General features: G+C 46.8%; 18 protein-coding genes. 2 read left to right on the top strand and 16 right to left on the bottom strand.

What is annotated here, in order from left to right; genetic code table 11:
- Positions 1-22: 22 nt before the first annotated feature.
- The 6 genes from HH301_RS11625 to HH301_RS11600 form a co-directional block, all read right to left on the bottom strand.
- On the bottom strand, positions 23-2,176 hold the full coding sequence (locus tag HH301_RS11625) for an RNA degradosome polyphosphate kinase (protein ID WP_169569070.1): 2,154 nt from the start codon (positions 2,174-2,176) through the stop codon (positions 23-25).
- A 97-nt stretch (positions 2,177-2,273) separates the two neighbouring features.
- A complete protein-coding gene (locus HH301_RS11620; protein WP_169569069.1) occupies positions 2,274-2,702 on the bottom strand; it encodes a DUF2147 domain-containing protein in 429 nt (142 codons plus the stop codon).
- An 82-nt stretch (positions 2,703-2,784) separates the two neighbouring features.
- On the bottom strand, positions 2,785-3,453 hold the full coding sequence (locus tag HH301_RS11615) for an HdaA/DnaA family protein (RefSeq protein WP_169569068.1): 669 nt from the start codon (positions 3,451-3,453) through the stop codon (positions 2,785-2,787).
- Positions 3,453-4,538 carry an AI-2E family transporter gene (locus tag HH301_RS11610; RefSeq protein ID WP_169569067.1) on the bottom strand — a complete coding sequence of 362 codons (1,086 nt, stop codon included), beginning with the start codon at positions 4,536-4,538 and terminating at the stop codon, positions 3,453-3,455. Before HH301_RS11610 ends, HH301_RS11615 begins: the two co-directional genes overlap by 1 nt.
- A gap of 17 nt (positions 4,539-4,555) precedes the next feature.
- Positions 4,556-5,098, bottom strand: coding sequence for a CDP-alcohol phosphatidyltransferase family protein (locus HH301_RS11605; protein WP_169569066.1), 543 nt, complete (start codon positions 5,096-5,098; stop codon positions 4,556-4,558).
- Positions 5,099-5,171: 73 nt separating this feature from the next.
- Entirely contained in the window at positions 5,172-6,323 is a 1,152-nt protein-coding gene (locus tag HH301_RS11600; protein ID WP_169569065.1) for a DUF2066 domain-containing protein, read from the bottom strand.
- 66 nt (positions 6,324-6,389) lie between these two features.
- Between HH301_RS11600 and purM the strand changes: the two genes are divergently transcribed.
- Together purM and purN are read left to right on the top strand one after the other, a co-directional pair.
- Complete coding sequence (gene purM, locus HH301_RS11595) at positions 6,390-7,472, top strand: phosphoribosylformylglycinamidine cyclo-ligase (RefSeq protein ID WP_169569064.1); 1,083 nt, start codon at positions 6,390-6,392, stop codon at positions 7,470-7,472.
- On the top strand, positions 7,469-8,113 hold the full coding sequence (gene purN / locus HH301_RS11590; RefSeq protein ID WP_206378276.1) for a phosphoribosylglycinamide formyltransferase: 645 nt from the start codon (positions 7,469-7,471) through the stop codon (positions 8,111-8,113). Before purM ends, purN begins: the two co-directional genes overlap by 4 nt.
- Before the next feature lie 14 nt (positions 8,114-8,127).
- Here the strand turns inward: purN and HH301_RS11585 are convergent, their stop codons facing one another.
- The 10 genes from HH301_RS11585 to HH301_RS11540 form a co-directional block, all read right to left on the bottom strand.
- Positions 8,128-8,865 carry a TerC family protein gene (locus tag HH301_RS11585; RefSeq protein ID WP_169569063.1) on the bottom strand — a complete coding sequence of 246 codons (738 nt, stop codon included), beginning with the start codon at positions 8,863-8,865 and terminating at the stop codon, positions 8,128-8,130.
- Between the two features lie 175 nt (positions 8,866-9,040).
- A complete protein-coding gene (gene rpsD, locus HH301_RS11580) occupies positions 9,041-9,658 on the bottom strand; it encodes a 30S ribosomal protein S4 (protein ID WP_169569062.1) in 618 nt (205 codons plus the stop codon).
- A gap of 105 nt (positions 9,659-9,763) precedes the next feature.
- On the bottom strand, positions 9,764-10,666 hold the full coding sequence (locus tag HH301_RS11575; protein ID WP_169569061.1) for an alpha/beta fold hydrolase: 903 nt from the start codon (positions 10,664-10,666) through the stop codon (positions 9,764-9,766).
- On the bottom strand, positions 10,666-11,409 hold the full coding sequence (locus HH301_RS11570) for an RNA methyltransferase (protein WP_169569060.1): 744 nt from the start codon (positions 11,407-11,409) through the stop codon (positions 10,666-10,668). Before HH301_RS11570 ends, HH301_RS11575 begins: the two co-directional genes overlap by 1 nt.
- Positions 11,410-11,448: 39 nt before the next feature.
- Positions 11,449-13,056 (bottom strand): citramalate synthase, encoded by a 1,608-nt coding sequence (cimA, locus tag HH301_RS11565; protein WP_169569059.1) that lies wholly within the window; start codon positions 13,054-13,056, stop codon positions 11,449-11,451.
- A gap of 118 nt (positions 13,057-13,174) precedes the next feature.
- Complete coding sequence (cysS, locus tag HH301_RS11560) at positions 13,175-14,554, bottom strand: cysteine--tRNA ligase (protein ID WP_169569058.1); 1,380 nt, start codon at positions 14,552-14,554, stop codon at positions 13,175-13,177.
- Positions 14,555-14,575: 21 nt separating this feature from the next.
- On the bottom strand, positions 14,576-15,907 hold the full coding sequence (gene gltX, locus HH301_RS11555) for a glutamate--tRNA ligase (protein WP_169569057.1): 1,332 nt from the start codon (positions 15,905-15,907) through the stop codon (positions 14,576-14,578).
- Complete coding sequence (locus HH301_RS11550; RefSeq protein WP_169569056.1) at positions 15,904-17,565, bottom strand: NAD+ synthase; 1,662 nt, start codon at positions 17,563-17,565, stop codon at positions 15,904-15,906. Before HH301_RS11550 ends, gltX begins: the two co-directional genes overlap by 4 nt.
- An 84-nt stretch (positions 17,566-17,649) precedes the next feature.
- Positions 17,650-19,035, bottom strand: coding sequence for an MFS transporter (locus tag HH301_RS11545; protein WP_169569055.1), 1,386 nt, complete (start codon positions 19,033-19,035; stop codon positions 17,650-17,652).
- 154 nt (positions 19,036-19,189) lie between these two features.
- Positions 19,190-20,338 carry a beta/alpha barrel domain-containing protein gene (locus tag HH301_RS11540; protein WP_169569054.1) on the bottom strand — a complete coding sequence of 383 codons (1,149 nt, stop codon included), beginning with the start codon at positions 20,336-20,338 and terminating at the stop codon, positions 19,190-19,192.
- Positions 20,339-20,345 lie beyond the last annotated feature (7 nt).

Genomic DNA, 20,345 nt, shown 5'->3' with positions numbered 1-20,345 from the left:
ACCTGCTCTTTTACTGATCCAACTATACCGGCGGTGTTAAATCTGGCACCGGCATGTTCACTTTTAAAGCTTTTCCTCGGCCAGATAAAGATGGATTTGTCAAAAAATAGTTGTGTGCGGAAAATGGTTGCTGATCATCGTGCAATCGTGTGTAGGTTCCATCAGCTTCCAAAATCCAGGTTTGCTGGTTATCCTTGATACAGGCGACCATAATCTGATCCAGAACCTGACGGTGAATTGTCTCGTTCGTTACAGGAACAAGTGTTTCAATTCTACGATTTAGATTTCGAGGCATCCAATCGGCTGAAGACAAAAATACTCTCGCTTCCGGGGATGGTAAACCTGCCCCATTTCCGAAACAGACCATTCTTGAATGTTCCAAAAACCGACCAATGATGCTCCGCACCTGGATATTCTCTGACATTCCTTTAACGCCAGGACGCAGGCAACAAATCCCGCGAACCACAAGTCGGATATTTACACCCGCATTTGAAGCTTTATAGAGTGCATCAATAATTTCAGGATCCACAAGAGAGTTCAATTTAGCCCAGATGGCTCCTGGTTTTCCTTTTTTAACAAAGTCTATTTCCTTCTCAATCATCTCCATCAAGGCTTCCCTAAGATTGTATGGAGAAAGATACAGCTTGCTCATGTTTTCCGGTTTCGAATATCCCGTGATGTAGTTGAACATCAATGTGACATCCTTTGCCAGGTCCTGATCATCTGTGAACATGGAAAGATCGGAATAGATCCGCGCATTGTTGGGATGGTAATTGCCAGTCCCGAAATGCATATAACTTTTCAAGGATTGTCCTTCACGGCGGACGGCAACAGAGACTTTGGCATGAGTTTTAAGATCCACAAAGCCGTATATCACCTGGGCTCCGGCCCGCTCCAAATCGCGAGCCCAACGAATGTTGGCCTCTTCATCGAAACGAGCTTTCAATTCAATCAGGGCAGTCACTGATTTTCCGGCCTCTGCTGCCTCAATCAAGGCCTTAACAATCGGACTATCTGAAGATGTTCGGTACAGCGTATGCTTAATCGCGACAACGTCAGGATCACGGGCTGCTTGTTTCAGAAACTGAACAACAACATCAAAGCTTTCATAGGGGTGGTGGACCACAAAATCCTTGATGCTGATGGCCTGAAAAACGTTACCCCCAGCCTCCCTCACCCGCTCAGGATATCTTGGTTCTGCTTGCTGAAACAATAGATCCGGTCGATCCTCAGTAATCATCTGAGAGACTTGGGATATTCCGAGAATTCCATCAACGACAGTCAACGCACGATTATCAATATCAATCTCTTCGATAAGGAGCTTTCGAAGAGATTCTGGCATCTCTTGATTGACTTTCAAGCGGATTACACTGCCCCGGCGACGGCGTTTCAAGGCCGTTTCATAAAGCCGGACGAGATCTTCAGCTTCTTCCTCAATCTCAATATCACTGTCTCGAATTAATCGAAATAACCCTGATCCCAAGACTTTGTATCCTGGGAAAATTTTATCCAGATAGAGGGTGACAATGCTTTCCAGAGAGATGAAACGAATTTCATCGCCTGGTAAACGAACAAATCGATGTGCTGCGTTCGGAAATGGGATTAGGGCCTTGAGATTGGGCTCGTTTTTCCGTCCAGCCATTTCCAAAATCATTCCAAACCCTAAGTTTTGGATAAACGGAAAAGGGTGAGACGGGTCAATAGCCATGGGTGTCAGGATCGGAAAAATCTGTTCTTCAAAATAACCCTGAAGCCATTTCTTATCCGCTTTGGTCAGGTCACCTGGCAACACAAGATGGATGCCTTCCGCTTCCATCAATTCCAACAGATCTTTCCAGACTTGCTGTTGTTTATCCATCAAGTGGCCTGCGGTAATATCCACCTGCTCCAATGCCTGTGCAGGTGTAAGACCATCTGGACTGACAGTGGCAACACGAGCATGGACCTGCCCCCAGAGGCCCGCAACACGAACCATATAAAACTCATCTAGGTTAGACCCAGAAATGGATAAAAAACGCAGTCTCTCCAAAAGTGGATGAGCAGTATTTTCTGCCTCTTCCAAAACCCTTGAATTGAATGAAATCCATGAAAGTTCCCGGTTGATAAACCGATCTGAAGATGACAAATCAACTGCATCTAATTTCTGGGCCTGATCTATGGGAACTGAAGAGTTCATATTCTTCTTTCTAAAGCGATAACCTATAAGTTGTTTCTAGCAAAAAAATGTCTCCAATTTATTACAACAGAGACCGTTTTATCTCAGTAAGACAACTTCATTTAATCCGTTTCCAAACCTGTGTTTTGCAAATAAACAAGACACAGCCTTTCACTTCCAACGTATTATCGTCCAATAACGACATTTCAGAGCTGTAAGTGTTCCCGTCTTCAGGGTTATAGATGTCTCCATCATCCCACTCATTGGCCCCAACCTTTTCCAAGCCAGAAAGCAATTCTATTCCCAGGATTTTTCGCTCTCTCAGTTTTACATCTTGATTATTAATATCCGTTTTTGGCTGACCCTTGTCGTTATTCGGCTCTTTCAGCCATGTAATCTTACCACAATATTTGTCAGTCTGACATTTACTGATCTCAACATGACTTTTCCCCTCAACAGTCTCCCAAATACCAACGACATCGTTGGCTGCAAAAACAGTTGTGGAAAACAGTCCCAAGCCAATCGTCAACGCGGATAAAAGTTTCATAAACAACCCTCCCTATTCTATACAATGTGATGATACGATGCGGAAGTTGCAAGGCAAGAGAAATGTCAACGGCCTATACCCGCTAACTATTCATCCCATTTAAAAGGTCGCGCACCAAAGGTATAGTTATTCGCCTTTTTTCGGATAAAGAAAGACTATCCAGTTCTTCGACGGTAGAGAGAGCCGCCTTAAAAGTCCGCTCCAAACGGGTTAGAAGATATTGAATGACCTCAGGCGTGACCTGTAACTGACGATCCGAAAATAGTTTCAAAAGTATGGCCCCAAAAAGCATGTCATCAGGCTCTTCAATTCGAGCCACTTGAACAGTTGCCATACGCGATCTTAAGTCCGGCAATTGAATGTCCCATTCGTCAATAATCAGTTGACTGGTGATTAGCAGAAATTGGCCATTTTCTTTGATCAAATTATAAAGATGAAAAAAGTTTGGCTCATTCGTTGCCTCGTCCACATCTTCCAGAACCACGCAGGATTTAGCTACCTCCGCCAATTCTTCAATGGTTAGTCTATCAAGATCATTTGCCTGAAGAGTTTTCGCAGCCGTTTTATCTGCCCATATATGTGATAAATGGGTTTTTCCACATCCCTTGGGGCCTGTGATCAACAAAAAAGGAGCCGGCCAATTCGGCCATTTATCTAACCAGGAAACAGCTGTTGAATTAGCATCCGAAACAAGAAAATCCTCTCTGCCTTTGCTGGAAATAAAGGCAAATTCAAGTGGAATTTGTTGCATCAGTCCTTACTCAGCTTTTCAAAATCGTTAGCATCTCCATAGATCGGACTATCCATATATTGGGTAAGCGCAAACCGGCTTAGGACACCTATCACTGCGGCGACTGGTACAGCGACTAAAACACCAACAAACCCAAATAGAGCGCCACCAGCCAACAAGCCGAACATAACCCAAACCGGATGGAGCCCTACCTTACCGCCAACCAATTTCGGTGTGAGCACATACCCTTCAAGCATTTGACCAACAACAAAAATGCCGCCAACAATTCCAATTTGAATGAAGTCAGGCCAAAACTGAAATAGAGCCACCCCAACAGAAGCAATAAATCCGATGATGGCACCAACAAATGGAATGAAAGAAATCAAGCCGGTTAATATCCCGATAACCAAGCCAAATTCCAGCCCTACAACTAACAAGGCAACGCCATAGTAAATTGCCAAAATCAAACAAACTGTGGATTGACCTCGAACAAATCCGGCGAGAACGTCATCAATTTGCTTCACCAGTGTTCGAATAGTCTGCTGTTGTTTCCGAGGCAGCCAACCGTCAACCCGCTCTACAATTAAATCCCAATCTCGCAGCAAGTAAAAAGCAACAACTGGCGTAATCACCAACAGGCTCAGCAGATTAACGAAAGCCAACCCTTGATCGAGTATATTGGTTGTAATCGATCCTAAATTCTTAAAGGCAGAGGTTGCCTGTTCGCTCAGCACTTTACGGAAATCACCGCCATTATCCAAACCCGGGATATCAACCACACGGGAGAGCAAAGGAACAATCAAGTCATATGCAGCCTGAAAATAACCCGGCAGCCGCTTCACTAATCCAATAAGCTGATCAGCCAGTGCAGGGATCAGCAATACAACTGCCAGAATCGTAATCAAAAGAAAGATTCCCACAATTAGAGAAGTGGCAGAAGTCCGGCCCATCCCCTTTTCTTCGAGTTTATCTGCGACCGGGTCCAGGAAATAGGCAACCGCCATCCCCAACACAAAAGGAAGCAGGATCTCTCGAAGGAGGACCAAAATTGCGAGAAAAACAACTGTCGCAATAATCCAGAATTTCAGATGTTGACGGATTGTCATTCAGTTTTTTTCCTCAGTTAATCGATCTTTGGCAGATTGCTTTGCTTAACCCAGGTCGTCAAGTAACTGTATCCAGAAAGCACTGTCGTCATCGCCACAATATACACAAAGATGACAATCATCAGGGCGATTTCCATTGTAAAAGCTGCATTTGCCAACACGAGAGCTGCAAGCACGATCTGAAAGAAGGTATTTGCTTTACTGATCATCACGGGCTTGATCACCACCTTTATTTCCATCAAATAGGAAAACAAAATACCGCCTATAATGAGAATATCGCGGCTCACCACCAAAATAACCAACCAACTTGGTATTTCTTCTTTTATTCCAAGGGTAACAAAAATAGAAACCAGCAGGATCTTATCCGCTAAAGGATCAAGATACTTTCCAAGCATAGTCACTGAATCAAACTGTTTGGCGATCAAACCATCCAAGGCGTCTGATACGCCGCCCAGAACAAAAACCACAAACGCACCCAGCATCTGTTCGGTTAAAATCAGCCAGACGATAAGCGGCACAGAAAAAATCCGCGCCAATGTAATTGTATTGGGGATATTCAATTTATTACCAGATTTCAGATTGCACACACACTCACTGACCTGAGCGGCGCCAGTATAACCAAAAAGGGATCGATTAGTTAAGACCCTGCTTGTTCAATGTCCAATAACCCTCTGCATCGTCGAGCACAAGGCTCTTTTGTGCGAAAGCCTGCCGCAGTTGACTGAGGTTACCCACAAACTCGATCTCCCAGAAAACGTTTCCGACTGAAATTTCCCGCACTTTCACCTGTTGAATTGCCGGGATTTCAGAGGTTTTTGTCTTAACGTCAACCCAGTCTTTCAGGCTGTTAATTGTAGTCGAAACCGCCAACTTGTTTTCAACAGACCGATCCAAGATGTTTTGATCTTTCCACCCCTCCTGAAGGTTTTGAAACATATCGAAGATCGCTGCCCGGAATATTTCTTCATCGGTATCCCCACCTGTAAAGCTCTCAACAACAGCAGGGGTCAACATGTCGCTCCGTTGATAGGAAATATCAAGACGGCGGATACCGTTGTTATTTTGCAGGCTGGCATATGCAACCATCACCGCACTCGCGCCATATTCCTCAGCTATCGACCTAATAGGCTCTTCTCGAAGGTAGATCGCGTCTTCAACAGTAACAGCCTTCATGTCATCAAGTGTTCCCACAGGAACTCGAACAGGCAAAACGGGGATTTGCGCCCAGTCATCCTGTCGTTGCAGGTTTCCTTCAGGGCCATTTCGGTTATCGAATATATCAATCCAGGCATCCCGCCATGGGTTAGGTTCATCCCAAAGGTTCTTGGTCCCCTTATCTTCGTACACAGGAAGAACTAAAATTGGTTTACTGATGCTCTCCGCATAAGGAATATCCCTTGCACGCAACAACGGCAAAATGCGTTCCCGGTTAAAGTCCACAGTAAAATCAGCCAAATACCGCGTAGCTGAAGTTTTCTCATTTTTCACTTGGACCCCAGTAACCATGCCCGCAATTTCAGTTTCCGGTAGGCTGGGAAGCTCTGTGTGGTAAGTTTCTGGTGTCAATTTGCGTAACAGGGCATTAAAAGCTCTCACTTGCGCTTCACTAATTGCAATTTCACGAGCTTCATTTGCAGAACTGGCAGTAACATCGACTGATATACCACGTGCAGAAAACAACCCCTCTGCTGATGCAGCCGAGATAGTGCCAAAAAAGATAGTCGCAAACAGCGCCAGCGTTTGTGCTAATATGAAGTAATTATTTGGTCGAACTGTTTCCATCATTGCAAACCACTGGAAAAATCGTATGTTGGCCCGAGATATTGTAGGACATTAAGCAGAACATATCCCATGACAAGTGAAAGCTCCAAAAAAAGTTATAGTTATAAGGACGCTGGTGTCGATATTGAGGCAGGAAATTCCCTGGTCAATGCCATCAAGCCTCTTGCTGCCATGACAAAACGATCTGGTGCCAATGCCGACTTAGGTGGTTTTGGGGCGCTTTTTGATCTTAAGGCCGCTGGCTTCGAAGACCCGCTTCTAGTCTCAGCTACAGACGGTGTTGGCACGAAGTTAAAACTCGCCATCGATCTTGATAAGCATGATACGGTTGGAATTGATCTTGTTGCAATGTGCGTAAACGACTTGGTCGTTCAGGGCGCAGAACCTCTCTTTTTCCTCGACTATTTTGCAACAGGTGGATTGGACGTCGAGGCGACCCGAGATATCGTCAAGGGAATCGCTGATGGGTGTGTTCAGGCCGGCTGCGCACTTATTGGAGGCGAGACAGCCGAAATGCCAGGTATGTATGCTAAAGGCGACTATGACATGGCTGGTTTTACCGTTGGTGCCGTTGAACGGGATCAACTGTTAAAGGCAGACACCCTAAACGAAGGCGATATACTGCTAGGGCTCAGTTCCAGTGGTGTCCATTCCAACGGATATTCACTGGTTAGACGTCTGATTGCCGATTTTGATCTGGATTTGAACGCTCCCGCGCCATTTGATACCTCCCAAAACCTGGGAGAGGCCTTAATCGCACCGACACGGATCTATGTGAAAAGTTGCCTTGCCGGCGTCCGCGCAGGTTACATTAAAGCATTGTCCCACATTACTGGTGGCGGACTTTATGAAAACATTCCCCGCATTCTCCCTGAAAATTTGATTGCCGAACTTGATGCCAAATCGTGGCCCCTGCCCCCCTTATTCCAATGGATGGCAGAAATAGGTAATATTGCTGAGCGGGAACTGGCTACCACTTTTAACTGTGGAATTGGCATGGTAGTTGCCGTAGCTCCTGCAAATAAATCGGCCCTAATCCAGTTGCTAGAGGAGGCTGGCGAGACAGTTTTCGAAATTGGTCGTTTGAGTGCACGCACAAACGATCAGGAACAGGTCCTCATTAATGATCTTGAAGAGGCATTTCTAAAGTGAAAGTCGCCATTCTGATTTCTTCACGGGGCTCAAACATGCAGGCCCTTGTCAATGCCACGCAAAAAGAAGGATTTCCGGCGGAAGTTGTTACAGTTCTCTCTAACAACCCCGAAGCTGCAGGCCTCCAGTTCGCAAAAGATAAAGGCATTGAAACCAAAGTCATCAACCATCGGGATTTTGATGAACGCGAAGATTTTGACGACGCCATTACAGAGTATCTGACGGATAAGAAAGTTGACCTTATCTGCCTTGCTGGATTTATGCGCCTCTTGTCAGCAAAATTTGTAAACAGATGGCGGGATCGGATCCTCAACATCCATCCTTCACTCCTTCCAGCTTTCAAAGGCTTGCACGTTCATGAACGGGCGATCGAGTCTGGTGCGCGATTTACCGGTTGCACGGTTCATTATGTGCGCCCTGAAATGGATGACGGGCCCATTATTGTCCAGGCAGCGGTTCCCATTCTCCAGGACGATACGCCGGACGATCTAGCAGCCAGGATCCTTGTTCAGGAACACAAAATCTATCCGCTCGCACTCAAGCTGATTGCTGAAAAACGTGTAAAGGTTCATGGATCTGTCTGTAAAATCAGCGAACCTGATGAGGATGGAACAAGTATTACCAATCCTCAAACCCGATAACACCACAAACCGGCTTATGAAGCCGGTTTTCTTTTTCGCCTATTCTTGCGCGCCAATAAATTGAGGGTTTCCACTCCCGCAGAAAATGCCATAGCAGCGTAGATGTATCCTTTTGGCACATGGAACCCTAATCCTTCGGCAATCAAGGTCATTCCGATCATCAACAAAAAACCAAGCGCCAGCATTACAACGGTTGGGTTTTTGGAAATAAATTCTGAGAGTGGGTTAGCTGCAACCATCATAATGCCAACAGACACCACCACAGCAATAACCATGATTGCAATCTCATCTGTCATGCCAACGGCTGTGATAATGCTATCCACAGAAAAGACGATATCTAGAAGCAGGATCTGAACAATAACTGCAGCAAAGCTTGAAACTTTAACTTGCCCCTCGTCTTCAGCTTCCTCAGCCCCCTGCATATGGTGATGAACTTCTGTTGTTGCCTTCCAAACCAGAAAAAGCCCGCCTGCCAGCATAATCAAATCCCGCCAGGAGAAATCAAAATCCTGAAAAGAGAAAACAGGTTCCGTCAGGGTCACAATAATCGCGATCAGGCTTAACAGAACCAATCTGAGAACCATGGCGAGCCCGATCCCGATTAACCGGCCTGTTTTCCGTTGATGCTCTGGCAAGCGGTTGCTCAGGATTGAAACGAAGATCAAGTTATCGATCCCAAGGACGATTTCCATAACGATCAACGTTAGTAAGGCGACTATGGATGTCGGATCAGTCAATATTTCCAGAAACATATGCTTCCCCCTCAGCTTTCCTCAAGACATAAGACGCTTAAACATGCCAAACAAGCCTTTGTTTCCCATCGGTTTTAGTGCAAATGAAAAAAGCCCAAGAAAAAAGGCTCTGCAAATCTGCAGAGCCTTCCAAATTAAGCCGTCGCAAGTAACTGCGCCGGTATTTGTCTCCCAATTAGCGGGAGTAGAATTCGACGATCAGGTTTGGTTCCATTACAACTGGGTAAGGAACGTCAGCCAGTTTCGGAATAGAATTGAAAGAACCTTTCATGGTCTTGTGATCAACTTCGATGTAATCAGGAACTTCCCGTTCTGCTGAAGCTGATGCTTCCAGAACCAAAGCCATCTGTTTTGATTTTTCGCGAACCTCAATCACATCACCTGGCTTAACCATGTAAGATGCAATGTTCACTTTCTTGCCGTTGACTAGAACATGACCGTGGTTCACGAACTGACGTGCAGCAAAAACAGTTGGAACAAATTTCATCCGGTAGACGACTGCGTCAAGACGACGTTCCAGCAGACCGATGAGGTTTTCAGAAGTGTCACCGCGCAGACGAACAGCTTCCGCATAAAGACGACGGAAAGCTTTCTCTGTAATGTTACCGTAGTAACCTTTTAGCTTCTGTTTAGCGCGCAGGTGGATACCGAAGTCAGACAGTTTACCGCGGCGGTTCTGTCCGTGCTGACCTGGGCCATATTCGCGAGTGTTTACTGGGCTTTTTGGACGGCCCCAGATGTTTTCACCCATACGGCGGTCAATTTTGTATTTTGCCTGAATACGTTTACTCATAAACTTAATTCCAATCTAAATTTAGGATTAAGGCATGCCGACGAGGCTTGCACAGGAAGTGGGCAATATACTCATGGAATTACCCATGTCAACAGCTTATCCAAGTTATGAACGTGCCTCCAACTCGGCCAAATATGTCAGGATTTCACTGGATACTCGTTCAGGGTCCTCATGGGTCACCCAATGACTAACTTCTGGCAGTTTGACTAGCTTTAGATCGGGAACGAATTTTTCAAGCCCGTCTATGTTTTCCGGGATCAAAGCATGATCCTTTTCACCCCAGACAACAAGAGTTGGAACCTTAACGATAAAGTCTTCTGGATTAAGCGATAAAGGTTTATCGCCTGCTTGTAGTTTTCGAGGTGTCAACGGCGATGCCCGATAATAATTCAACATTGCGGTTACAGCTCCTGGGATTTGCCAAGCACGTAAATATTCCGCCTTTTCTTCAGGTGTGATTAGCCCCCTTTTTTCATGCTCAGCAAATGTCCAATCCCAAAACCATTGGCAATCATTTGCAAGCAAGCGCTCCTCAATCCCTTCTTTCCGAAAATCTGCCATATACTGACTATGGGCTATTTGATCGTCATTATGCTGCAAAAGATTTGCGAAGATATAGGGATGTGGACCATTAAAAACCATCAAACCTTTCACTAGATCCGGTTTGGCTATGGCGACTGACCAGGCGACTGCAGCTCCCCAATCATGTGAGGCAAGGTAAAATTCATCATAGCCATGAAATTTGGCTAATTTGACAACATCAGAGATCAAATGATTGATCTTATAGTCCGCTATGTCCTTCGGGCGTTCTGAGAGATTATAGCCCCTCATGTCCGGTGCAATCACGTGATACTTCTCTCCCAATACGGGGAGCTGCTTGCGCCAGGTAAACCAGAATTCGGGAAACCCATGCAGGAGGATGATCAGTTTTTCTCCCTTTTGTCCGGATTCTGCATAATGCAGTCTGATGTCCCCCAGATCCGCGAACCCCTCCCTGATGTCAGTCATTATTCTTCCTTTTTATGTCTCGACAGTCCCTTTATGATCCCTTGCATCGCTTTGATATCCGTCTCCAGCATGCCAAAGCGATGAAACATGTTCCGCATATTTTTCAAGATCACAGGTTTACGGTTCATCATACGGTCAAAATAGCCGCGGGCGTCAAGCTCTCGCTCTATCCGCTCAAAAAGGAAATTCATTTCCTCCTTTGTCGCGGGGCGCTCATCATTGATCAACCGCTTTTCAGGTGTTGTATCTGCTACCTGATACCATTCATAAGCAACCAGCAAGACAGCCTGCGCCAAATTGATCGAGGAAAAATCAGGGTTCAAAGGAACCGTAATGATGGTATCCGCGTAAGTGATATCCTCACTGGTAAGGCCCCAACTTTCCTTACCGAAGAGAATTCCAACTCCCTCCCCGCTTAATTTATGCCCACGAATTTCTGTCGCGGCGGCTTTAGGTGTTACCACATGTTTGATCATGTCCCGTGGGCGGGCAGTTGTGGCATAAACATGCTGAAGATCTGCGATGGCGTCCTGAACCGTCTCAAAAACCCGTGCCTTTTCTAAGACCTCGTCAGCCCGCGAAGCCATAGCAACGGCTTTTTCGTTCGGCCAGCCATCTCGGGGGCTTACCAAGCGCATATCGGTCAAACCGAAATTAAGCATCGCTCTGGCGGCCGCGCCTATATTTTCCCCCATTTGGGGTTCCACAAGAATAATCGCTGGCGAATTCTGTTGCCCACTCATGAAACTGTGCCTATGTCGTTACCATCAAATAATGGCAGACTACTTACTCGCCGGCGCCCCATCCCGCAACAGTTTATAAGTAATACTATCCAAAAGCGCAGCGAATGATGCATCCACAATATTAGGGGAAACGCCAATGGTAAACCAGCGATGGCCAGTATCATCTGTGCTTTCGATCATAACGCGGGTCACCGCTTCGGTTCCGGTTGAAAGGATCCGAACCTTAAAATCAGCAAGGCGTAAATCTTTCAGGTATTCGGAATATGCCCCCAAATCTTTCCGAAGGGCCTGGTCCAATGCGTTCACAGGACCATTTCCCTCTGCGACCGACATTAGCCGTTCCCCGTCTACGATGACTTTCACGACCGCATCAGAGATTGTTATTAAATCTCCATTGGCATTGTGGCGACGCTCGACCTGAACACGAAAGCTTTCAACCTGAAAATATTCGGGAACCTGCCCGAGACGCCGACGGGCCATTAATTCAAAACTGGCAAGTGCCCCATCATAGCTATAGCCGTTATGCTCCCGCTCCTTCACTTCCTCGAGCAGCCGGTCAACCCTTGGATCTTTGGGATCAATTTCAAGTCCAAACTCCTGGAACTGAGCGATCAGATTGGATCGTCCGGCCTGATCGGAAACCGGAATGACACGTCGGTTCCCAACAGACGCTGGATCAACATGCTCATAAGTAGTTGGATCTTTCTGTACAGCGGACACATGCAGCCCACCTTTATGGGTGAAGGCTGATGCACCAACATATGGTTGATGCCTGTTTGGTGCCCGGTTCAGGATTTCATCCAGCATCAAAGAGGCTAAGCGAAGTTTTTTCAGCCCATCCGACGTAATTCCCGTTTCAAATTGGGATTTGTAGGGCTCTTTCAAACATAAGGTTGGGATAAGACTAACCATATTGGCATTGCCACACCTCTCCCCCAACCCATTGAGTGTCCCCTGCACTTGCCGAACCCCTGCCCGAATTGCAGCCAACGAATTGGCAACCGCGTTCTCCGTATCGTTATGAGTATGAATACCCAAATGATCACCGGGAATGTGTTTCACGACTTCAGAAACAATTGCTTCAACTTCATGCGGGAGTGTGCCGCCGTTGGTATCACAAAGAACAACCCAACGTGCCCCCGCATCATACGCTGCTTTTGCACATTTCAATGCATATTCAGGATTAGCTTTATAACCATCGAAAAAATGCTCAGCATCATACATCGGCTCCCGGCCGAGACGACGACATTCTTCCATAGAGGAAGAGATCAGCTCAACATTCTCATCAAGTTCAATACCCAAGGCGACTTCAACCTGAAAATCCCAGCTCTTACCAACAAGACAAACAGCTGGCGTTTCAGAATCCAGAACTGCCTTCAATCCAGTGTCATTGGAAGCGCTTCGCCCTGGGCGACGTGTCATTCCAAATGCCGTGAAAGTCGCATTTTTATAGTTATGATCACGGGCGAAAAATTCAGTGTCCCCCGGGTTTGCCCCAGGCCAGCCGCCCTCAATATAATCAATGCCCAGCTTATCCAAAGTTTCGGCAATCGCAATTTTGTCTTCGACGCTAAAGTCTACACCGTGTGTCTGTGCACCATCGCGCAGCGTCGTATCAAACAAATATAACCGCTCTTTAGAGGACATCGTCTCACGCACCTGATTTTTCTATTTATTTCAATTCTTTTGAAGCCATTGCAACAAAGACAAAGCAATAGACCCATAAATTGAAATGGTCAACAATAGACGGCAGTTTAAGGGTTGGTTATGCCCGCTTCCAGGTGGTTCCGCCGGGCCCATCCTCTAGAATGACCCCTTGCGCTTTCAGATCATCTCGAATTTCATCCGAACGGGCAAAATCCTTGTTGGCACGCGCTTCCAGTCGCTCGGCGATCAGACTTTCAATAGTCGCCTCATCTAATCCGTCGCTGCTACCACCCTTGAACCAATCTTCCGGAGACAACTGCAAGAGGCCCAGTTGATCGCCAGCTGATAAGAGTTTGGCTTTTAAAACAGCTTTTTCAGAAGCATCCGTCGCTTTATTTGCTTGAGATGCCAATGCATACAGCGCTGTTAAAGCTTTTGGCGTGTTCAAGTCATCCATCAAAGCATCACGGACATCTTCTGCAACAATATCAGCCGCCGGATCAACATCATCAAGTTTCTGAAGTGCTGTATAAAGTCGATCCAAATTTGTCTTGGATTGCTTGACCCCGTCGGATGTCCAGTCAAGAGGTTGGCGATAATGAGCCGTGAGCATATTTAAGCGCAACGCTTCGCCTGGCGCTTCCTCAAGCAACTCCCGAACTGTCCGGAAATTACCGAGGGATTTGGACATCTTGTCCCCTTCAACTGTCAGAAAGCCGTTATGCACCCAGTATTTGGCAAATGTATCTGGACCATTAGCGCAGCAGCTTTGGGCAACTTCATTTTCATGGTGCGGAAATATCAGGTCCCGACCACCGCCATGAATATCAAATGTATCTCCAAGTTCCGCTTTTGACATGACAGAACATTCAATATGCCAACCCGGCCGCCCACGCCCCCAGGGGCTATCCCAACCGGGCATGTCATCAGTTGAGGGTTTCCAAAGCACAAAATCGGCAGGATCTTTTTTATAAGGAGCGACTTCAACACGAGCACCGGCAATCATGTCATCCCGGTTCCGACCAGAAAGTTTGCCGTAATCTGGCATGGACTGAACATCAAAAAGAACATGACCTTCTGCTTCATAGGCATGCCCCTTTTCGATCAGGGTGTTGATCATATCAATCATACCATCGATATGCTGCGTGGCATGCGGCTCCCGATCCGGCATAGCCGCACCAAGAGCAGCCATATCATCATGGTAAGCCTTAGTTGTGCGCGATGTCAGGTCATCAATCGTTTCACAGTTACGGGCTGCCGCCTCGATAATTTTATCTTCGACATCTGTAATATTCCGAACATAGGTCACATGATCAGTGCCGTATATTGAGCGAAGAAGGCGAACCAAAACATCAAAAATCACGACCGGACGCGCATTACCGATATGCGCAAAGTCATACACAGTTGGGCCGCACACATACATGCCAACATTCTTTGGATCGATAGGAACGAATTCCTCTTTCTGTCGGGTTGCAGTGTTATAAAGATGTAACTTCACGATCTATCCTCGGGATGGCAATTAGGCCACCTCTCCTTTAAGACGTTTCAAGGTCTTCTCTCGTCCCAACAAGGGGAGTAACTTACCCATTTCTGGACCATGAGACTGAGCTGTAAGTGCTTGTCTCAGCGGCATAAATAGGGCTTTTCCCTTAACCCCCAGCTCATCCTTAATGGCATTGGTCCAGCTTTTCCAGCTGTCTCCATCCAGGGTTCCAGCAGGTAGCAGTTCCGCTGCTTTCGCAGCAAAGCTCTCATCCTCAATAACTGGATTGATTTGCCCGTAGGTTACTTCGGTCCACAATTTAGCTTCACCCAGAACAGACAAATTTCCTTGGATGACGGCCCACAGATCTGCCGTACATCCTTCAAGCTCAGGGCGATCTTTCACGAGTTCCCATGGCATCTCATGCAAAATCTTGGCATTCAGGTTTTTAAGTTCTGCCGGGTCGAATTTAGCTGCGGCTCGACTGAAGTGACCGATATCAAATCCTTCAATAAGTTTTGCCAAATCATATTGGCCGACGACATTATCCGAGGTTCCGAGGCGTGCGAGCAACGAGTTGATGCTCATCGGCTCAAGCCCTTCATCTCGCATATCCCTTAAAGACAAGCTCCCTTCCCGTTTAGAGAGCGGTCCTCCATCAGGTCCCATCAAAAGTGGAATATGAGCAAATTCTGGTACAGTTGCGCCCATCGCCTTAAAGAGTTGGATATGAAGTGCTGTATTACTGACATGATCCTCGCCCCGGATCACATGGGTAATCCCGAAATCCACATCATCAACAACAGATGGCAAATGATATAGTGGACGTCCATCAGTCCGAATGAGAACAGGGTCCGACATACTGGCACAGTCAACTTCCACACGACCTCGCACATGATCGTCCCAAGCCACAACCTCCTGATCCAGTAGGAAGCGCCAATGTGGTTGGCGTCCTTCTGCTTCAAAGGCCTGTTTTTCTTCGTCTGTCAGCTTCAATGCAGAACGATCATAAACAGGTGGCAATTTTCGGGCGAGCTGCCGTTTCCGCTTATATTCAAGCTCCTCACCCGTTTCATAACACGGATAAAGACGGCCCTCAGCCTTGAGTTTCTCAAAAATTTCAGTGTACCGGTCGGCGCGATCCGACTGTTTTTTCAGATCATCCCAAACAAGCCCAAGCCAAGTTAGATCTTCCTTGATCCCTTCAGCAAATTCTTCAGTGGAACGCTCCTCATCCGTATCATCCAGACGAAGAACAAATTCACCCTCAATTTTGCGAGCATAAAGCCAGTTAATCAGGGCGAGCCGTGCATTCCCTACGTGTAAATAACCGGTTGGGCTTGGTGCAAATCGAAATTTTGCGGTCATCTCTTATCCCTAAATCCGTTTGTAATCGGATAGCGTCTGTCTTTACCAAAGTTGCGCGTCGTTATCTTGACACCTGGAGGGGCCTGTCTACGCTTATATTCAGCGACATAAAGTAGGTTCTGAACCCGACTGACCAGTGCCCCATCATATCCAGCTTCAACAATCTCAGCGTAGGATTTTTCATCCTCGATCAAAGCATGAAGTATACCGTCGAGAATTTCATAAGGCGGGAGACTGTCTTCGTCCTTCTGATCCTCACGTAATTCCGCGGTTGGTGGCTTCACAATCACATTTTCAGGCATCACGGCACCATTTGGCCCCAAAAACAGATCAGAGCTGGACTTGTTCCGCCAGTGAGACACCTCAAAACATTTGGTTTTGTATAGATCTTTCAAAACCGAGTAACCGCCGCACATATCACCGTAGATCGTTGCGTATCCCGTAGACATTTCAGACTTGTTACCCGTGGTGAGCACCATCTTTCCAAATTTGTTGGAAATCGCCATCAGCGTGAGGCCACGGATCCGAGATTGAATATTCTCTTCGGTGATATCCGCATTGGTTCCTTCGAACAAATGTGACAGCATGCCATCAAACGCATCTACGGCCGGTTCAATCTGAACAGTATCCAGCTTGGTTCCTAAAAGGCGTGCACATTCTGCTGCATCATCCAAGCTTTCCTGTGATGTATAGCGGGATGGCATCATCACGCAGTGAACGCGATCTGCACCGAGGGCATCCACCGCCACAGCAGCACTTAACGCACTATCAATTCCACCGGACAGGCCGAGGACAACCCCTGGAAAACCGTTTTTATTGACATAGTCTTTCAGCCCCAGAACCATGGCATTATAGATCCGCTCCAGATCACCACCGGGCTCAACAAGCGATGTTGTGGCACATTTCCAGCGATCGCCATCCCGTTCCCAGTCGGTCACCAGCAAATCTTCTTTCCAGCAGGCCATTTGCACATTCAAGGTGCAGTCATCATTCAAAACGAATGAGCCACCATCGAAAACGAGCTCATCCTGACCACCAATTTGATTGACATAAACGATTGGCAATTCTGTCTCTTTAACCCGTTCGACCGCATAATTAAGACGCGCATCGCCTTTTTCGTGATCATAAGGGCTTCCGTTGGGAACAATCAGAAGTTCGGCCCCTGTTTCAGCCAGACATTCGGCAACATCTGGATACCACATGTCCTCACAGATCATCACGCCCATGCGGACACCCTTAAACGGAATTGGCCCAGGAAGCGGCCCGGGTTCAAAGACGCGAATTTCGTCAAAGACCCCATAATTCGGAAGTTTGTTTTTGTATCGAGTTGCTGAAATTTTTCCTTCTTCAAGGAGACAAACTGTATTGCGGAGGAAAGGACCATCCATCATCGGCCCGGTCATTAGCATTGCCGGCCCCCCATCAAGGGTTAGTTCAGCAAGCTCTGACATGGCTTGTTCACAAGCCCTGACAAATGATGGCTTTAAAACTAGATCCTCTGGCGGGTAACCACAAATAAACAGTTCTGGGAAAACGACGAGCTCAGCACCTTCGGCTTCCGCTTCTTCCCGGAACTCTCTAGCAAGTTTGATATTTCCTGCGATATCCCCAAGCTTTGGGTTTGCCTGGGCAAGGGCAATTTTCAATTTGTCAGTCATGATGTTGGTTTTAACGCCCCTTGAATAAAGCAGCAACGAAAAGAATGCACGTTATTCAAAAGAAAAAGAAAGACAAGAACAAACTTAACCGTTTCGGTTCCAAGGTGTTGGCCCATCGTTTAATGGGCTTTGTTCCTCATCTTCCTCTTCTTCATCCTCATCTTCACGATCAGCCATGATGCCTATTGAGGCTTTACTCATTTTTGGCGGTGAAGTCTCGTCAGGTTCCTCTTCATCCCATTCTTCAGATTCTGGGTTCAAGGTAACTGCAACCATCCCTGAGCGAACCGGCATGGCGACGAAGTCATTCTGATCATCAAGGGGGACGGCTTCTTTTACAGACATTCGGTAAATAGCAAATATTACGATGATAGAACAGGCACCGCCCATAAAGACAAAGAACATCCAGGACCCAACTGCTCCCATCAACAGGGATACCCCGATAGGACCTGCGATCGCTCCTACACCATTCACCAAAAGCAACCCACTACTCGCCGCAACCATTTGATTTGGTTGCAAATGGTCGTTGGTATGAGCCAAACACAAGGAATAGAGAGGGAAACAGAACCCCCCAAACAGCATCGCCCCACCCATAAACCAAAGCTTATTATCCCAGGTTTGCAATTCCAATAGCACCAAACAGAGTGCCAATGAAACGGCCGCAGTCATTAAAAGGACCTTCCGACGATCCATAAAATCAGACAGACGCCCGATTGGCATTTGCAACAAAGCCCCTCCGACAACGGCGGCACTAATAAAGATTGAGATTTGCCCAACTGAAAGACCAATCAATGATCCGTAAACCGCTGCCATTGAATAAAAACCGCCGTGAGCAATGCCAACTACGAGCGCGGAAACAACACCCAAAGGCGAAATCGCATAGAGTTGTCGAATACCAAGATTATCAGGTGCTTCCATATTTGGCATTGGAGATGCACTCAAGGCAGAAGGAATCAACGCCAAGGAAACGAGGACAGAAACGATCACAAACAGCTGGAAACTTGCTGGATCGTATGAGTTCAACAGAATTTGGCCTCCTGCCATCCCACCAAAAGTGATCACCATATAAATGGAGAGAATGGATCCCCGTGTTTCATTAGTGGCAGTATCATTGAGCCAGCTTTCACTAACAATATACAGACCCGCAAAGGAAAAACCGGTCAAAAGGCGAAACACACCCCAGACATAAGGATCCGCAAACACAGCATGGATCAATGCAGCTGTTGAGGCTAACGAAGCCAAAGCGGCAAATACCCTTACATGACCGACAGACGCCAGAATTTTAGGTGTTATGATCGACCCGAACAAAAAGCCCATATAATAGGCCGACATGATCAGACCGGTAATGGCGGTTGGAAAACCTTCGATGCTTGCTCGAACACCCAGCAAACTGCCCTGCAACCCGTTTCCGAGCATCATCAGGCCGATCCCCAATAGTAATGGCCAGCACGATTTGAGGGCTTCAGTCATGCATATCTCCTTAGACCGGCAAATCTGAAAACCGATCAATAGGGTGTTTAAAAGATTAGGGACTGCCCTGACTATCGACCTTTAAAAGCCAATAACCTGTTCAGTCCCCAATATGTTCTAAATGTACCTATCGCTCTTTGAAAAGAGACTCAAACTATTTTTTCTTCAGAAGGAATTCACGACCCAATTTTACGCTTGGAACACCATCGTATGAGATTACGTCAGCGGTTGCATAGGTCTCTGCCCACCGATCTGGAAGATATGAGCCTGTTCCGATAACATCAATTGGCGCCTTCAAACTTCCCATCACCCGACATTTATCTGGCGAAAAACCGGAAGAAGCCACAATTTTGGCCTTCGTAAAACCGGCGGCATCCAAACTTTCCCGCATGTGATAGATAGCAGCAGCGGAAACCCCAGTACCAACAAGCCAGCGGAGTTCCTCTTCCGAACGATATTGGCGAATGCCTTTTGGAACATACCTTTCCAAAACAGCGTAAGACTGGGCAGGATCCAATCCTTCAATAAAGCGTCCACCATGCGTATCCATCCGGACGGACATTTTACCCGCTTCTACCAATTCAGGGAAACGCTGACAAACCGCGATCGCATCGGTCACTTCCTGACCATAATAATCAACAAGTACTGTCAAAGGATCGCCGGGATAACTCTCTGAAAACATTTCAGCAGCTCTAAGTGTACTACCTGCATACCCGATCAGAGCATGTGGCATCGTTCCCAGACCGAGCGAATTACCGAAGTAATGGGCTGTACTATCATTCGCATTGCCAATGAAGCCTTTTGAGCCATGTTCTTTTCGAGCAGCTTCCCCCCCAACAGACGCTGCATACGCCATCATCTCGGCCATTTCGGCACCTGCGCAATGACGAGCATCCATCGCCAAGAAGGAGGCATCCGGCATGAAGGTGCACATTTGGTAAGCATTATAAGCCGCTACACAAGCTGGCCCAAGTTTTTGTAGGTAAATTGTTTCGAGGTCCACCAAATCCACGAAGCTACCCGTAATGTAGACCAACGGCTCACCCGCACCGACCCAGTCACCCTCTTCATAACAAGGTTCAACTTTAAAATTATGACCGCGTAGTTCGTTAATCTTCTGCAGCCATTCCAAAAGTAGTCTTGGGGCAAAGATCACGGGGCGCCGCATAAACACAGCATAAGTTACTGTTTTATCGCCAAATTTTTCGACAATAAATTTTGTTCGATTAAAGTACTGGTCCGTATGCGCGGCGATTGACTCATCAATCGCCGCTAAAGGATTTTTCACATTCTGGTGTGTCATGGGGAAT

Source organism: Sneathiella limimaris (genome assembly GCF_012932565.1).
GTDB classification, from domain to species: domain Bacteria; phylum Pseudomonadota; class Alphaproteobacteria; order Sneathiellales; family Sneathiellaceae; genus Sneathiella; species Sneathiella limimaris.
This window is presented reverse-complemented; position numbering and strand designations above follow the sequence as displayed.